At 37.7% G+C, this 15,510-nt stretch carries 15 protein-coding genes; 12 read left to right on the forward strand and 3 right to left on the reverse strand.

Annotated features, from left to right (window positions below; translation table 11 throughout):
- Positions 1-75 precede the first annotated feature (75 nt).
- Positions 76-591: a BofC C-terminal domain-containing protein gene (locus JFU20_RS20340; RefSeq protein ID WP_002015325.1), complete on the forward strand. Its 516-nt coding sequence runs from the start codon at positions 76-78 to the stop codon at positions 589-591.
- Between the two features lie 11 nt (positions 592-602).
- Here JFU20_RS20340 and JFU20_RS20345 read toward each other — a convergent pair whose 3' ends face one another.
- Complete coding sequence (locus JFU20_RS20345) at positions 603-1,547, reverse strand: iron-hydroxamate ABC transporter substrate-binding protein (RefSeq protein ID WP_002015324.1); 945 nt, start codon at positions 1,545-1,547, stop codon at positions 603-605.
- A gap of 189 nt (positions 1,548-1,736) precedes the next feature.
- On the opposite strand from JFU20_RS20345, the gene ruvA reads away from it, so the two are divergent.
- The 6 genes from ruvA to yajC are packed head-to-tail and all read left to right on the forward strand — an operon-like array spanning position 1,737 to position 6,070.
- The gene (gene ruvA / locus JFU20_RS20350; protein ID WP_002088786.1) at positions 1,737-2,354 is read left to right on the forward strand and encodes a Holliday junction DNA helicase RuvA; all 618 of its coding nucleotides are present in this window, start codon (positions 1,737-1,739) and stop codon (positions 2,352-2,354) included.
- 5 nt (positions 2,355-2,359) lie between these two features.
- Positions 2,360-3,361, forward strand: coding sequence for a Holliday junction branch migration DNA helicase RuvB (gene ruvB / locus JFU20_RS20355; protein ID WP_000344470.1), 1,002 nt, complete (start codon positions 2,360-2,362; stop codon positions 3,359-3,361).
- The gene (locus JFU20_RS20360) at positions 3,358-3,558 is read left to right on the forward strand and encodes a DUF2905 domain-containing protein (protein ID WP_000138161.1); all 201 of its coding nucleotides are present in this window, start codon (positions 3,358-3,360) and stop codon (positions 3,556-3,558) included. The genes ruvB and JFU20_RS20360 overlap by 4 nt, the downstream gene beginning before the upstream one ends.
- A gap of 19 nt (positions 3,559-3,577) precedes the next feature.
- Positions 3,578-4,630 carry a tRNA preQ1(34) S-adenosylmethionine ribosyltransferase-isomerase QueA gene (gene queA / locus JFU20_RS20365; RefSeq protein ID WP_002088783.1) on the forward strand — a complete coding sequence of 351 codons (1,053 nt, stop codon included), beginning with the start codon at positions 3,578-3,580 and terminating at the stop codon, positions 4,628-4,630.
- Positions 4,631-4,642: 12 nt separating this feature from the next.
- Positions 4,643-5,782: a tRNA guanosine(34) transglycosylase Tgt gene (gene tgt, locus JFU20_RS20370; RefSeq protein ID WP_002015319.1), complete on the forward strand. Its 1,140-nt coding sequence runs from the start codon at positions 4,643-4,645 to the stop codon at positions 5,780-5,782.
- A gap of 27 nt (positions 5,783-5,809) precedes the next feature.
- A complete protein-coding gene (gene yajC, locus JFU20_RS20375) occupies positions 5,810-6,070 on the forward strand; it encodes a preprotein translocase subunit YajC (RefSeq protein ID WP_002034132.1) in 261 nt (86 codons plus the stop codon).
- Between the two features lie 38 nt (positions 6,071-6,108).
- Here the strand turns inward: yajC and JFU20_RS20380 are convergent, their stop codons facing one another.
- A complete protein-coding gene (locus JFU20_RS20380; protein ID WP_002165041.1) occupies positions 6,109-6,492 on the reverse strand; it encodes a TIGR04086 family membrane protein in 384 nt (127 codons plus the stop codon).
- A 103-nt stretch (positions 6,493-6,595) separates the two neighbouring features.
- Here JFU20_RS20380 and JFU20_RS20385 point away from each other — a divergent pair, with 103 nt between their 5' ends.
- On the forward strand, positions 6,596-7,252 hold the full coding sequence (locus tag JFU20_RS20385; protein ID WP_002165042.1) for a DUF421 domain-containing protein: 657 nt from the start codon (positions 6,596-6,598) through the stop codon (positions 7,250-7,252).
- A 29-nt stretch (positions 7,253-7,281) separates the two neighbouring features.
- On the opposite strand, the gene spoVB is transcribed toward JFU20_RS20385, so the two are convergent.
- Positions 7,282-8,841 (reverse strand): stage V sporulation protein B, encoded by a 1,560-nt coding sequence (gene spoVB / locus JFU20_RS20390; protein WP_002015313.1) that lies wholly within the window; start codon positions 8,839-8,841, stop codon positions 7,282-7,284.
- Between the two features lie 186 nt (positions 8,842-9,027).
- Between spoVB and JFU20_RS20395 the strand changes: the two genes are divergently transcribed.
- From JFU20_RS20395 to recJ, 4 genes are all read left to right on the forward strand, one after another.
- A complete protein-coding gene (locus tag JFU20_RS20395; protein ID WP_002112000.1) occupies positions 9,028-9,312 on the forward strand; it encodes a post-transcriptional regulator in 285 nt (94 codons plus the stop codon).
- A 282-nt stretch (positions 9,313-9,594) separates the two neighbouring features.
- Positions 9,595-11,859, forward strand: a complete 2,265-nt coding sequence (gene secDF / locus JFU20_RS20400) for a protein translocase subunit SecDF (RefSeq protein ID WP_002015310.1) — start codon at positions 9,595-9,597, stop codon at positions 11,857-11,859.
- Positions 11,860-12,166: 307 nt separating this feature from the next.
- Positions 12,167-13,060, forward strand: coding sequence for a cation diffusion facilitator family transporter (locus JFU20_RS20405; protein ID WP_002015308.1), 894 nt, complete (start codon positions 12,167-12,169; stop codon positions 13,058-13,060).
- 101 nt (positions 13,061-13,161) lie between these two features.
- Positions 13,162-15,483: a single-stranded-DNA-specific exonuclease RecJ gene (recJ, locus tag JFU20_RS20410; RefSeq protein WP_002015306.1), complete on the forward strand. Its 2,322-nt coding sequence runs from the start codon at positions 13,162-13,164 to the stop codon at positions 15,481-15,483.
- Positions 15,484-15,510 lie beyond the last annotated feature (27 nt).

The raw sequence follows: 15,510 nt of genomic DNA on the forward strand, positions 1-15,510 counted from the left end.
TTATATGGATAAAACCCCCATTTCCGGAAAAGCTACAAATGAAAGTATGATTTTGCCTAGAAGAGGTGAACGGAAATGAAATGGATGCTAATTGCAGTGCAAGCTTTCGTTGTGATGTTTTGCTTAGCTTATGGATCCGATGTGAGGGCAGAAGTAGTAGAAAAAGAACCTCAAGTTACAATTTTATTAGAGCGCATGTATGTTGATGGAGAAGTAAGTGAGGAAATACTGACAGAAAAAGTAGCGGATTTAGAAAAGTTTTTGCAGCAATATAAAGAATGGCAACTTGTTGATCGTGATGATGTGCAAATCGTATTACAAAGGAAAGTTGATGATATTTCTCCTTTACTGAAAACGAGCGGTTATTTTGGTGTTTCAGAGGAAGGGATATTGCAAATTTTTAAAGGGGTACCGAAAAGTGATAACGCGATCCATTCCTTCTTTCAAATTGATATGAAAAAGCTTGAGAGTTATGAGCGAGCAAAACTAAAGCGTGGTATTCGTATTAAGTCAAAAGAAGGATTCGTGAAGACAATCGAAAAAATGAAGCAATACGCAGTGCAAAATAAGAAAAAAAGCAGCTCAGGGTGAGCTGCTTTTTCTTATTTATTCTTAGCTAAAATCTCTTTTGCGATTTCATCAATTAGCATATCTTTTCCGATTGGATTGAATGCTTTCGTATTGAAGATTTCATTCGATACTTCATATACGTGATTGTTTTTTACTGCTTTATTATCTTTCCAAACCGCACTGTTTTTATAGTCTTCGTACACTTTATCAGCTTCTCCGCCGAAGTTTACAATAAACATTTGATCAGGCTGGAATGCAACAAGGCCTTCTAGTGATACTTGTGCCATCGTTTGTTTTAAATCAGTGCCTTTTGTTGCTGGAAGTTTTAAGTCGTTAAAGATGATGTCACCATATCCGAAGCTACCGTATACACGGAAGTTTTGTGGTGTTACTGCAACGAACATAAAGTTCTCATCTTTTGTTTTCTCTTTAATTTTTTTAGATAAAGAGTCTGCTTTTTTATCGTAGTCTGCAATCCATTTGTCGGCTTTCTTTTCTTCGCCAAATAGTTTACCTACTTCTTTAAACTTACCGCGCCAGTCTTCTAGATTTGTTTCTAGAACAACTGTCGGTGCCACTTTTTCTAGTTGATCATAAATTTTCAATTGACGATTGTTTAAAATAATTAAGTCTGGTTTTAAAGCTGTAACAGCCTCTAGGTCAACTTTAGGTGCCCAGTACCAGCCGACTGCCTTTACCCCGTCTAGCTTGTCCGTTAAGTGATTTTGGATTTTATCTTTATATGTGTTTGCTGTGCCAACAGGTTTATGTCCAAGGATTAATAATTCCTCTGTTGATCCAGATAAATCCACAATTCTCTTTGGATTAGCTGGAATTGTTGCTTCCCCTTTAGCATGTTTTACAACTTTTGTTTTCGGTTGTTCTTTTGCTTTTTCTTCTTCTTTTTGAGAAGAACAGCCAACGATAGAAAGAACAACTAGCATAATAGTAAATAAAATAAATAGCTTTTGTTTCATCCTGATGTAACCCCTTTAATTAATATTGATAATCATTATCGACTTCTGTATATTAATGTTCTTTTTGTATTTATGTCAATAGAAAAAAACGGAAATTGTAAACGGGGAACATTTGTTGGGGCAGTCTCGCTTTTCTATTGTTAAATATGTTAAAATGGAATACATGATTTGAGAGGGAGAGATCGTATTTTGTTTGAATATGTTACAGGTTACGTGGAGTATGTAGGACCGGAATATGTCGTAATTGACCATAATGGAATTGGTTATCAAATTTTCACACCAAATCCGTATGTATTTCAAAGAAGTAAGCAAGAAATCCGTGTCTATACATATCACTATGTGAGAGAAGATATTATGGCACTTTACGGGTTTAAAACACGTGAAGAGCGTTTATTATTTACAAAATTGTTAGGTGTATCGGGGATTGGACCAAAAGGTGCTCTTGCAATTTTAGCTTCTGGTCAAACCGGACAGGTCGTTCAAGCGATTGAACATGAAGATGAGAAGTTCTTAGTGAAGTTCCCAGGCGTCGGAAAGAAAACAGCGCGCCAAATGATTTTAGATTTAAAAGGAAAACTAGCAGATGTTGTACCAGATGCGTTTGTTGATTTGTTCTCAGATACTGAAAGTTTTGATACGAAGAAAGGTTCATCAGTTGAACTTGATGAAGCACTGGAAGCACTGCGTGCACTTGGCTATGCAGAACGAGAAGTCTCTCGCGTTGTACCAGAGTTATTAAAAGAATCACTAACGACGGATCAATATATTAAAAAGGCACTTAGTCTTTTACTAAATGGTAAGAGGTGAGTATAATGGACGAACGTCTCCTTTCAGGGGAATCTGGATACGAAGATGCGGATTTAGAGTATTCATTACGGCCACAGACGCTCCGTCAGTATATTGGCCAAGATAAAGCGAAACATAATTTAGAAGTGTTTATTGAAGCGGCGAAAATGCGTGAAGAAACGTTAGATCACGTACTTTTATATGGCCCACCTGGACTTGGTAAAACGACGCTTGCGAATATTATTGCCAATGAAATGGGTGTTAACATTCGAACGACGTCAGGTCCTGCAATTGAAAGACCAGGAGATTTAGCAGCTGTATTAACAGCGCTTCAGCCTGGAGATGTATTATTTATTGATGAAATTCATCGTTTGCATAGATCTATTGAAGAAGTGTTATACCCAGCGATGGAAGACTTTTGCCTTGATATCGTTATTGGAAAAGGACCGTCAGCTCGCTCTGTACGTCTAGATTTACCTCCATTTACGCTAGTTGGGGCAACGACGCGTGCAGGTGCATTATCAGCACCACTTCGTGACCGTTTCGGTGTACTTTCACGATTAGAGTATTATACAGTAGATCAGCTTTCTGCGATTGTAGAACGTACAGCAGAAGTGTTTGAAGTTGAAATAGATTCGTTAGCAGCATTAGAAATTGCAAGACGTGCCCGTGGTACACCTCGTATTGCGAATCGTCTATTACGACGTGTGCGTGACTTCGCACAAGTTCGCAGTGACGGAACGATTGCGATGGAAATTACACAAATGGCGTTAGAACTATTACAAGTAGATAAATTAGGACTTGATCATATCGATCATAAATTACTGCTTGGTATTATTGAAAAGTTCCGCGGTGGTCCAGTTGGATTAGAAACTGTTTCGGCAACGATTGGGGAAGAATCGCATACGATTGAAGATGTGTATGAGCCGTATTTATTACAAATTGGCTTTTTACAAAGAACGCCAAGAGGCCGGATTGTAACACCGCTCGCATATGAGCATTTCGGAATGGAGATGCCAAAAGTATGACGGAGATGCCAAAGCTGCTTATTACAGCTGGTATTTTGCTCATTGTTGTTGGATTAGCTTGGAAGTTCATAGGAAGGCTTCCAGGCGATATTTTTGTGAAAAAAGGTAACGTTACCTTTTATTTTCCTATCATTACATGTATTGTGTTAAGTATTGCATTATCTTTCATTATGTATATAATAAATCGATTCAAATAAGAAATAGGTGGATACAGTTATGGATATTAATCTGTTTGATTTTCATTTACCAGAAGAACTCATTGCACAAATTCCGCTTGAAGAGCGTGAAACATCAAGATTGATGGTGTTAGACCGTGAAACAGGAGATATTGAGCATAAACATTTTACGGACATTCTTTCTTACTTACAAGAGGGGGATTGCTTAGTTTTAAATGAAACGAAAGTGATGCCAGCTCGCTTGCACGGTGTGAAAGAAGATACAGGTGCACACATTGAAGTGCTTCTTTTGAAACAAGAAGAAGGTGATAAGTGGGAAACGCTTATAAAGCCAGCGAAGCGTGTAAAAGAAGGAACTGTCATCTCTTTTGGTGAAGGAAAGTTAAAAGCAACTTGCATTGGAACAGCAGATCAAGGTGGGCGTCAACTTGAGTTTTCATATGACGGCATCTTTTATGAAATTTTAGACGAGCTTGGAGAAATGCCTCTTCCTCCGTATATTAAAGAGACGCTAGAAGATCGCGATCGTTATCAAACGGTATATGCGAAGGAAATCGGTTCAGCAGCAGCACCGACTGCTGGCCTTCACTTTACAGAAGAGTTACTTGAGAAATTGAAGCAAAAAGGCGTCGGGTTAGCATTCATTACACTCCATGTAGGACTTGGAACATTTAGACCAGTTTCTGCAGATACGATTGAAGAGCATCATATGCACGCAGAGTATTACCATATGTCTGAAGAGACTGCGGCGTTATTAAACCGCGTGAAAGAGAATGGCGGACGTATTATTACAGTAGGTACGACATCAACACGTACGTTAGAAACGATTGCGACAGATCATAGTGGTAAGCTTTGCGCCGCTTCTGGCTGGACAGATATTTTTATGTACCCAGGATATGAATTTAAAGCAATTGATGGTTTAATTACAAACTTCCATTTGCCGAAATCAACATTAATTATGCTTGTAAGTGCATTTTCAAATAGAGATAATGTACTTCATGCTTATAATGAAGCAGTAAAAGAAAAATATCGTTTCTTTAGTTTCGGTGATGCGATGTTCGTTGCATCTCACGCTAAAATGAGAAACAAATAAAAGGAGTAAATTATGACAGCAATTCGTTATGAATTTATTAAAACTTGTAAACAAACGGGTGCGCGTTTAGGTCGAGTGCACACGCCACACGGCTCATTTGATACACCGACATTTATGCCAGTTGGTACACTTGCAACAGTTAAAACAATGTCACCAGAAGAATTAAAAGCAATGGATTCTGGCATTATTTTAAGCAATACGTATCATTTATGGCTACGTCCAGGCCACGAAATTATTCGTGAAGCAGGTGGCTTGCATAAGTTTATGAACTGGGATCGTGCAATCTTAACGGATTCAGGTGGATTCCAAGTATTTAGCTTAAGTGATTTCCGACGCATTGAAGAGGAAGGTGTTCATTTCCGCAATCACTTAAATGGCGATAAATTATTCTTATCTCCAGAAAAAGCGATGGAAATCCAAAATGCATTAGGTTCAGATATCATGATGGCATTTGATGAGTGTCCACCGTTCCCTGCTACTTTTGAATACATGAAAAAGTCTGTAGAGCGTACAAGCCGCTGGGCAGAGCGTTGCCTAAAGGCGCATGAACGTCCACAAGATCAAGGTTTATTCGGTATTGTACAGGGCGGGGAGTTTGAAGAGCTTCGTCGTCAAAGTGCGAAAGATCTTGTTTCAATGGACTTCCCTGGCTATGCTATAGGCGGTCTATCTGTTGGTGAACCGAAGGATATTATGAATCGTGTTCTTGAGTTTACAACACCACTTCTTCCTGATGATAAACCACGTTACTTAATGGGTGTAGGTTCTCCTGACTCGTTAATTGATGGTGCGATTCGCGGTGTTGATATGTTTGACTGTGTACTTCCGACTCGTATCGCTCGAAATGGTACATGTATGACAAGTGAAGGCCGCTTAGTTGTGAAAAACGCGAAATTCGCTAGAGACTTCGGTCCGCTTGATCCGAACTGTGATTGCTACACATGTAAAAACTATTCTCGTGCGTACATTCGTCACTTAATGAAATGTGATGAAACGTTCGGAATTCGTTTAACGTCTTATCACAACCTTCATTTTCTGTTAAACTTAATGGAGCAGGTGAGACAAGCTATTCGTGAAGACCGTCTTGGCGATTTCCGCGAAGAGTTCTTTGAACAGTATGGCTTTAATAAACCGAATGCTAAAAACTTCTAATACATAATTTAAAAGGAGGAACACAAGATGAATGCAGGTATGATGAATATCGTTATGATTGTTGCGATGTTTGCGATTTTCTATTTCTTATTAATTCGCCCGCAACAAAAGCGTCAAAAAGCAGTTGCTCAAATGCAAAATGAAATCAAAAAAGGTGATGCTATCGTAACAATCGGTGGTTTACACGCTACAATCGAATCAGTGGATGAAACGAAAATTGTTGTTAAATCTGGTGGTTCACACTTAACTTTCGATCGCAATGCGATTCGTGAAGTTGTGAAAAACTAATGATGAAGGCCCTGCATGAAATGTGCAGGGCCTTTTTTTTAACTATTTTGTTTTGACATATTTACACCGAAAATACCTCCGAGTGTACTCGCACCCATTAATGCTAATTGGTAGAGTAACTGTGAGTTCGATAAAGTTTGAGAGAAGCCTAAATAGTTAACGAGAAAGACGAGAAGAGCGAATGTAAGGCCTGTTGTGAAACCTACTAGCCATCCTTTTCCTTGTGCCTTTTTACCAGCAATAAATCCAGACATAAGCATAGATAGAAGGGCTATTATAAAAATAATAATTACTAATGTCCCTTCATTAATATTCGTAAATTTTAATAAAAGAGCCATGATCATACTTGTAATAGATGCGAGGATTAATAGGGTAATAATACCGAAGCCGATTGCGCTCGATAATTTTTTCGTTCCATCCATTATGCATTCCCCCTTTTTAATACAAGCATATTTTCATTTTGTTTAAGTTAGACTAGTTTCTTTTTTGTAGGGGAGCCTATAAGTAAAAAAAGGGGATGTAGAAATGGAATGGGTATCAATAATCGGACGAACAATGCTTTTATATATAATCATTTTAATTATTTTTCGTCTTATGGGTAAACGTGAAATTGGAGAATTAAGTGTATTAGATTTGGTTGTATTCATTATGCTCGGTGAAATGGCTGTAGTGGCAATTGAAAATACAGATAAATCACTTTGGCATCAATTAGTTCCAATGACTTTTCTTATGTGTATACAAATCATTTTGTCGGTCATTTCTTTAAAGTTCCAGCGTTTTCGGCATTTAATAGAAGGGGAGCCTGCGATTCTTGTGAATGCAGGTAAAATTGATGAAAAAAAGATGCGGAAGCAGCGTTATAACATAGATGATTTATTGATGCAACTACGTGAGCAAGGAATCGGAGATGTGCGTGATGTAGAATACGCTATTTTAGAACCATCTGGAAAGTTATCTGTCTTTCAAAAACAAAAAAGTAAAAAGAGCAAAAATGATACACCAATTTTTACACTCCCACTAATTATTGATGGAGAAATTCAATACAATCATTTGCAAATGATCGAACATACAGATGAGTGGCTCGTTGAGAAACTGAATAACTTAGGTTATAAAGATGTGAAACAGATTTTATATTGTAGTTTTCAAAATGGACAGTTTTTCGTTGATTTGAAAGAAAATTAGAGGCTTACCATTTTGAATGGCAAGCCTGCTTATTTCAAAAATGAAAGTTTCCGAATGATAGGGAGACGACTTAATTCTTCTTTTCGAATGAGTTTGAAAACGAAGAGGAGAACGATATAAACGATTGTTGTTAAAGTGATTTCCCATAATGTTTGTATGCCAAGTGAATGAGAAAAAACGATATACTTATGAAGATAAAAACCGAAGGTACCAGCAATCCCGATAGCAATTCCGCCGAAAATATAGTCTTTTGCATAAATGGTAAATGCAATTTTCTTTAAAACAGTGGCGTAGTGAAGGAATGTTACGGTTACTATATTTGCTGCGATGGCGAGGGCAACCCCCATCATTTGGAACTCTGGGCGTGAAGCGAGTACAAAGATAACGATTAATTTTACGATAGCGCCAATGAATGTGTTCATCATAGCAGCGCGTGCTAAGTTTAAAGCTTGCAACACAGATGTAAGGGGGCTTTGAAAATAATGAAATAAAAAGCAAGGTGCAAGAAGCTGGATGAAAGCGGCCGCGTTGTCTGATCCGTACATGAGAGTTAAAACTGGAGAAGCAAATACATATAATATAACGACTGACCATCCGCCGGTTATTAAGGAAATTCGAAGTGCTTGTTGTAATCGGTGTTCTACTAATTTGTGTTGTCTCTTTGCCATTGCCTCGCTAATTGATGGGACGAGTGCTGTAGAAAGAGCATATGTAATAAAGGCTGGCAGTGATAGAAGTGGGAACGCATATCCGTTTAATATACCGTATTGCTGAGTTGCGACAGAAGCAGCAACGCCGGCGATCGCTAAGCTTTGCATAACGACGATAGGTTCAAAGAAATAAGAAACGGAACCAATTAAACGGCTTCCTGTAGTTGGTAAAGCAATGTCCATAAGGGAATAAAATGTATTTTTGCTCTCCTTTACAGTAGTGAAAAATCCAGAGCGTATAGATAAATGTTTTTCGCGTTGGAATAAAGTAAGTAAAAATAATAAAGATGCAACTTCGCCAAGAACAGCTGATAGCATAGCACCGGCTGCAGCATATTCTACGCCGTAAGGTAAAAATAACCGAATGCATACAGCGATAATTGTAATGCGGACAACTTGTTCTATGACTTGAGCGTAAGCGCTCGGCTTCATGTTTTGTTTCCCTTGGAAATAACCACGTAAAACGGAAGAAACTGCAATAACCGGGACGACAGGTAAAATAGCCATTAATGGATAGTAAGTTCTTTCATCTGTTAATAATGTTTTTGCTAAAATAGGTGTGAGTAGCATAATCCCAATTGTTAAAATGATACTAATAATGGATGTAACGGCTAGCGAGACAGTTAATATTTTTTTAACTCTTTGCTTATCGTTCACTGCTTCCGCTTCTGCTACAAATTTTGCGATTGCAACAGGAAGGCCAATTTGTGTTAATGTAATTGCTAAAATGAAGGTGGGGACAGCCATCATATAAAGGCCGACGCCTTCTTCGCCTAAAATACGTGCCATTACAATACGGTTAATAAATCCAAGGATTTTTGTAATAAAACCGGCTATCATTAAAATAAATGCGCCTTTTAAAAAGCTTTGTCTCGTCATACTCTTCTCCTACCTTCTCAAAATCAATGGAATGATTTACAATAATTTATATGCACGTATGAGACAAGAATGACAAGCATTTAAGAGAGTGAAGTATGAATGGTACTCTTGAAAGAAGTTATTACTGTCCATTAGAGCGGGATTAAAAGCGACTTTTCGTGCTGAAATAAGAAGGAGATGTTATATATGTTGGATAAAGAGGCTTTGGTAGAATCATACCGCGGACAGTTACAAGTCGTTTTAGAAAGTAAAGTAGAAGAGTTTCAAATGTTCGGTTACGACCGAGTGACAGATAATGATATTTGGAAGTTTCTCAAGGCGAAAAAGTGGAAAAAGATAGATAGTGATGTTAGGTTATATGAATTAGTAAATGATGTATTAAGAGTAAGTACTAATGAATATATGAATTATTTAACTGTTGAAGCATATCAAGCGCCACTTTGGTCGTTTGATGAATATGAAAATAAATAACCGACTGTAATTGGTTTGTTCTTCCTTTTGCAGTATAATGATAGGTATTGATAAAGAGGAATTAATTATGTCTAAGATTATATATAAAGGAGGTAGTGAAGAGGAAAAATAAATAATGAATAGTGTAGGTATTGTGAAAAGCTTACCGACACAGCTAGTGATGAACTAGCGGAAATACATGTATTTTATAGAAAGTAAGTCTACTAACTAGGCGTATGCACACGTTCGAAAATGAATCGTAAGAGATTTATTGAAAGTGTTAGTAGCAGAAAGAGGGTACATATGGCAAAGCGTGGTACAAGAATTGCCGCCTTTTTCCTCATCGTTTTATTAATTGGTGGAGTAATTGGTGCGGCAGGAAAAGACATAGCAAAAGGAATTAGTCTAGGACTAGACCTTCGCGGTGGTTTTGAAATTCTGTATGAAGTAAAACCAGCCAAAAAAGGTGATAAAATCGATCGTGATGCACTTGTAAGTACAGTAGGTGCTCTTGAAAATCGTGTCAATGTTCTTGGTGTAAGTGAGCCGAACATTCAAATCGAAGGGGAAGATCGAATTCGTGTACAGCTTGCTGGTGTACAAGATCAGCAAAAAGCACGTGAAATGTTATCAACACAAGCGAAACTAACATTCCGTGATGTGGATGATAACCTGCTTATGGACGGAGCGGATTTAAAAGGCGGCGGAGCGAAGCAAACATTTGATGAGCAAGGCCGTGCGAGCGTAGGTCTTACACTAAAAAGCGCTGAAAAATTCCGTGAAGTAACTGAAAAAATTTCAAAAATGCCACCACCAACGAATTTAATGGTAATTTGGCTTGATTTTGAAGAAGGAAAAGATTCATATAAAGCAGAATCAGCAAAACCGAATCCGAAGTTTTTATCAGCAGCAACAGTAAGCCAAGTATTTAACCAAGCTGAAGTATCTATCGTAGGTGGAAACTTTACAGTTGAAAGTGCGAAAGAACTTTCATCTTTATTAAATGCAGGTGCACTTCCTGTTGATTTAAAAGAAATGTATTCAACATCTGTTGGAGCGAAATTTGGTCAACAAGCATTAGAGCAAACGATTTTCGCTAGTGCGATTGGTATTGCTATTATCTTCTTATTCATGCTTGTATTCTACCGTTTACCAGGACTTGTAGCGGTTATTATGTTAGGTTTATACATTTTCGTTACATTACTTGTCTTTAACTGGATGCATGCAGTTCTTACGTTACCGGGTATTGCGGCATTAGTGCTCGGGGTTGGTATCGCAGTTGATGCGAATATCATTACGTACGAGAGATTGAAGGAAGAGCTTAAAATTGGTAAGTCGATGATGTCAGCATTCCGTGCTGGTAACCAACGTTCATTATCGACAATTTTAGATGCGAACATTACAACAATTGCAGCAGCTGGTGTATTATTCGCTTACGGTAATAGCTCTGTAAAAGGATTCGCAACAAGTTTAATCGTAAGTATTTTAGTTGGTTTCATTACGAACGTATTCGGTACTCGTTTCTTACTAGGTTTACTTGTAAAGAGCCGTTACTTTGATAAGAAACTATCTTACTTTGGTGTTAAGGAAAAGGATATTATTCCATTAACAAAAGGTGCAGTACATCCACCGACGAGATTTGATCGTATTAATTTCGTAAATATCGGTCATAAATTTTTCTTATTCTCAATTGTAGTTGTAATTGCTGGGGCAATTATATTACCGATTTTTAAAATGAATCTTGGTATTGACTTTGCAAGTGGTACACGTATTGACTTGCAATCAAAACAAGCAACTACTGTTTCTAATGTTCATAAAGATTTGAAAGAATTGAACATCGATGTGAAGGAAGAAGATATTGTACCGACCGGAGATGACAATAAAGGTTTCGCTGTTCGTACGTTAGGTGTGTTATCGAAAGATGAAATTGCGAAAACAAAAACATTCTTTAACGATAAATACGGTACAGAGCCAAACGTAAGTACAGTTTCGCCGACAATCGGTAAAGAGATTGCACGAAATGCATTCATCGCGGTTCTGATAGCTTCATTGGTTATCATCTTATACGTAAGTATTCGTTTCCGTCTTACGTACGCAGTATCTGCAGTAATCGCATTATTACATGATGCATTCGTTATGATTGTTATGTTTAGTCTTTTCCAGATAGAGGTAGACTTAACGTTTATCGCTGCGATATTAACGATTATTGGTTACTCTATCAATGACTCAATCGTTACATTCGATAGAAACCGTGAGTTATACAAACAGAAAAAACGAGTTCGCGACATAAAAGATTTAGAAGAAATCGTAAACTCAAGTATTCGTCAAACAATTGGTCGTTCAATTAATACAGTGTTAACAGTGTTATTCCCAGTAATCGCACTACTTATTTTTGGTAGTGAATCACTGCGTAACTTCTCACTTGCATTATTAATTGGATTAGTTGTAGGTACGTACTCTTCTATTTTCGTGGCTTCTCAAATTTGGTTAATGCTTGAAAACCGTCGTTTGAAAAGGGGAAAAAACAAGAAGAAGGTTGAGAAAGAAGAACCTGAACCGCAAGTATAAAAAAGATGATGTCTCATTATGAGGCATCTCTTTTTTCGTTTGTGGATACAATAAGATAGCAACTTTTGAAAGAATGAAATGGAATAAAGTGGTGATGTTATCGCTGATTTTGTTAAAATAAAGTGAAACTTTAATAAGTGGGGGTTTTGTTCATCCCCACTTATTATTAGCCTTCACCAATCGGGCTTTTACGGGCAGTTGATCTCCCACCTAACTTCCTTGTATTTGCCGGATTTTGAGGTGGAGGGCTTACTGCCCGCAAATAGCGGGATAAAAAGATAGGTTAAGAAAAGAAGGGATTTCAATTATGGAAAAAGATGAACGTTTTAAACAGGCCGAGTTTGGTGCTATTGTCGGAATCGTTGGTAATATTATATTAGCGATTGTAAAAGCGGTAATTGGTTATATTGGAAACAGTAAGGCACTTTTAGCGGATGCGGTGCATTCTGGATCAGATGTAATTGGCTCGTTAGCTGTACTTTTTGGATTACGAGCGGCAAAGCAACCGCCTGATGAAGATCATCCGTATGGTCATGGTAAAGCGGAATCGATTTCAGCGATTATTGTTGCGGTATTATTATTTATTGTTGGAATAGAGATAGCGATTTCGTCTATAAAAGCTTTTTCACAAGATTTAGAACCACCAAAAGGAATTACGATTTTTGCAGTTATTCTTTCGATTGTAGTGAAAGAAGGGATGTTTCAGTATAAATATCGATTAGGGAAGAGGATAAATAGTGATGCAATTATTGCAAATGCATATGAACATCGTTCGGATGTGTTTTCTTCAATTGCAGCTTTAATCGGCATTTGTGCAGCTATTATCGGCGGTAAGTTAGGTATAGATTGGCTTGTATATGCCGATCCAATTGCGGGATTATTTGTTTCAATTCTCGTTGCTAAGATGGCGTGGAGTATTGGAGCAGAAGCTATTCATGCAACGCTCGATCATGTTCTGCATGAAGAAGATGTTGTTCCGCTTAGGGAGGCAGTTTTTCAAGTGGAAGGTGTGAAAAAAATCGGCTCTTTATATGCAAGAGAACATGGCCACTATGTTATTGTTGATATTAAAGTATCTGTAGATCCATATATCACTGTAGAAGAAGGTCATCGCATCGGAAAACATGTAAAAGAAAAACTTATGAAACAAGATAACGTACAAAATGTTTTTGTACATATTAATCCGTATTCTCCAAATTAAACATAACAGATATTTAATTATATAGATATCGAATCGTAGTTTGCATTATATTGTCACCCCTTAATCTGTCTTGTATAATGGATAGGTTAAGGGGTGATTTCGTGTTACAACCGAAGACGCGTTGGAAAGAAAAAGAATATAATGAGGAACTAGTGAGTGAATTAGCAAATAAATTGCAACTATCACCTCTTGTGACTTCATTATTTCTTGGCAGAGGCTTAAATACAGAAGATAAGATTGTAGACTTTTTAAATACAGCAGATCAAGAATTTCATGATCCATTTTTACTTGAAGGAATGGATCGGACTGTAGAACGTGTGAAAAAAGCTATTGAAAATGGAGAACAAATATTAATATTTGGCGATTACGATGCGGACGGAGTAAGCAGTACGACTGTGTTATATCTTGCTCTCAAAGAATTAGGTGCAGAAGTAGAGTTTTATATTCCAAATCGTTTTACTGAAGGCTATGGGCCAAATGAAGAAGCGTTTCGTTGGGCGCACAGTGCAGGGTTCTCACTAATTATTACTGTCGATACTGGTATCGCAGCGGTACATGAAGCGAAGGTAGCGAAGGAACTTGGAATAGATCTTATTATTACAGATCATCATGAGCCACCACCAGAATTACCAGAGGCACTTGCGATTATTCATCCGAAATTAGAAGGCGGTGTTTATCCGTTTCATTATTTAGCGGGTGTTGGTGTTGCATTTAAAGTTGCACATGCACTTTTGGGTCGTGTACCAGAGCATTTGTTGGAAATTGCAGTAATCGGTACGGTAGCCGATTTAGTATCGCTTCATGGTGAAAATAGATTGTTAGTACAGCGTGGACTGAAGCATATGCGAATGACTCGGAATATCGGTTTAAAGGCGTTATTTAAAGTTGCTAACGTTTCGCAAAGCGAAATTACAGAAGAAAGCATCGGGTTCGCACTCGCACCTCGTATTAATGCAGTTGGTCGTTTGGAAGATGCAACACCTGCTGTACACCTTTTATTATCAGAAGATCCAGAGGAAGCGAAAGAGCTAGCTGAAGAAATTGATGAGCTGAACAAACTTCGAAAAGATATTGTAAAGCAAATTACTGAAGAAGCTATCGCTGAAGTCGAAAATAATTTCCCGCCAGAAGAAAATAAAGTATTAGTCCTTGCAAAAGAAGGTTGGAATCCAGGGGTAATTGGAATTGTCGCTTCTAAGTTAGTTGAACGTTTTTATCGTCCAACGATTGTATTAAGCATTGATCCTCATAAAGAAACAGCAAAGGGATCGGCTCGTAGTATTGCAGGATTTGATTTGTTTGCAAACCTTTCAGATTGCCGTGAATTGTTACCGCATTTCGGAGGTCATCCGATGGCAGCGGGAATGACGCTTAATATGAATGATGTGGATGAATTAAGACGCAGGTTAAATGAGCAAGCAGATGTAATTTTAACAGCAGAAGATTTTATTCCGATTACAGCAGTGGATGCATTTTGTAAAGTAGAGGATGTAACGCTTGCCGCGATTGAGGATATGCAAAAGTTAGCGCCATTTGGCGTAGGAAATCCGAAACCGCGTATTGCGGTGAAAGATGCCGACTTAGAAAGTATCCGTGCAATTGGATCTGATGGTTCGCATTTAAAAATGGCTCTTCGTGATGGACAAGCAACACTGGACACGATTGGATTTGGATTTGGTACTTATGCGAAAGAAATCTCTCCAGTTGCGAAGGTTTCTGTAGTAGGAGAAGTGTCCATTAATGAATGGAATAACTTTAAAAAGCCGCAATTAATGGTGCAAGATATTGCTGTAGAGGCATGGCAATTATTCGACTGGCGTAGTATGCGTAATGTAGAAGCAAATTTAGCAGAACTTCCGAAAGAAAAAATAACAATGGTGTATTTTTCTGAAGAGGTATTGAATAAATTTTCTTTAGAAGGCTATAAAGAACAGCTCGTGCATGCATCAGAGGTAGCTCATTTTGATGATCAATACATTGTGCTACTTGATTTGCCGAAAGGAACAGATGAATTAGGTGATGTATTTAAGGCTGGATTCCCAGCTCGAATTTACACGCTATTTTATCAAGAGAATAATCATTTATTTAGTACGGTCCCAACGAGGGAACATTTTAAATGGTACTATTCTTTCTTAAGCCAAAAAACACCATTTTCTTTAAGGCAATATGGGGAACAACTGTGTCGTCATAAAGGTTGGTCAAAAGATACAGTAAATTTCATGACACAGGTGTTTTTTGAGTTAGAATTTGTTACAATAAAAGACGGTGTCATTTTTATGGCAGATAAAAAACAAAAGCGTGATTTAATTGAATCGAACACATATCGTGAGAAAATGAACCACTTACAATTAGAGAAAGAATTGGTTTATAGCACATATCAGCAACTATATACATGGTTTGAAACGATTCGTGATCATAAATAAGTAGAACAGTTAGGGTAAAGGATTTGT

Source organism: Bacillus sp. TH30 (genome assembly GCF_016650875.1).
GTDB classification, from domain to species: domain Bacteria; phylum Bacillota; class Bacilli; order Bacillales; family Bacillaceae_G; genus Bacillus_A; species Bacillus_A mycoides.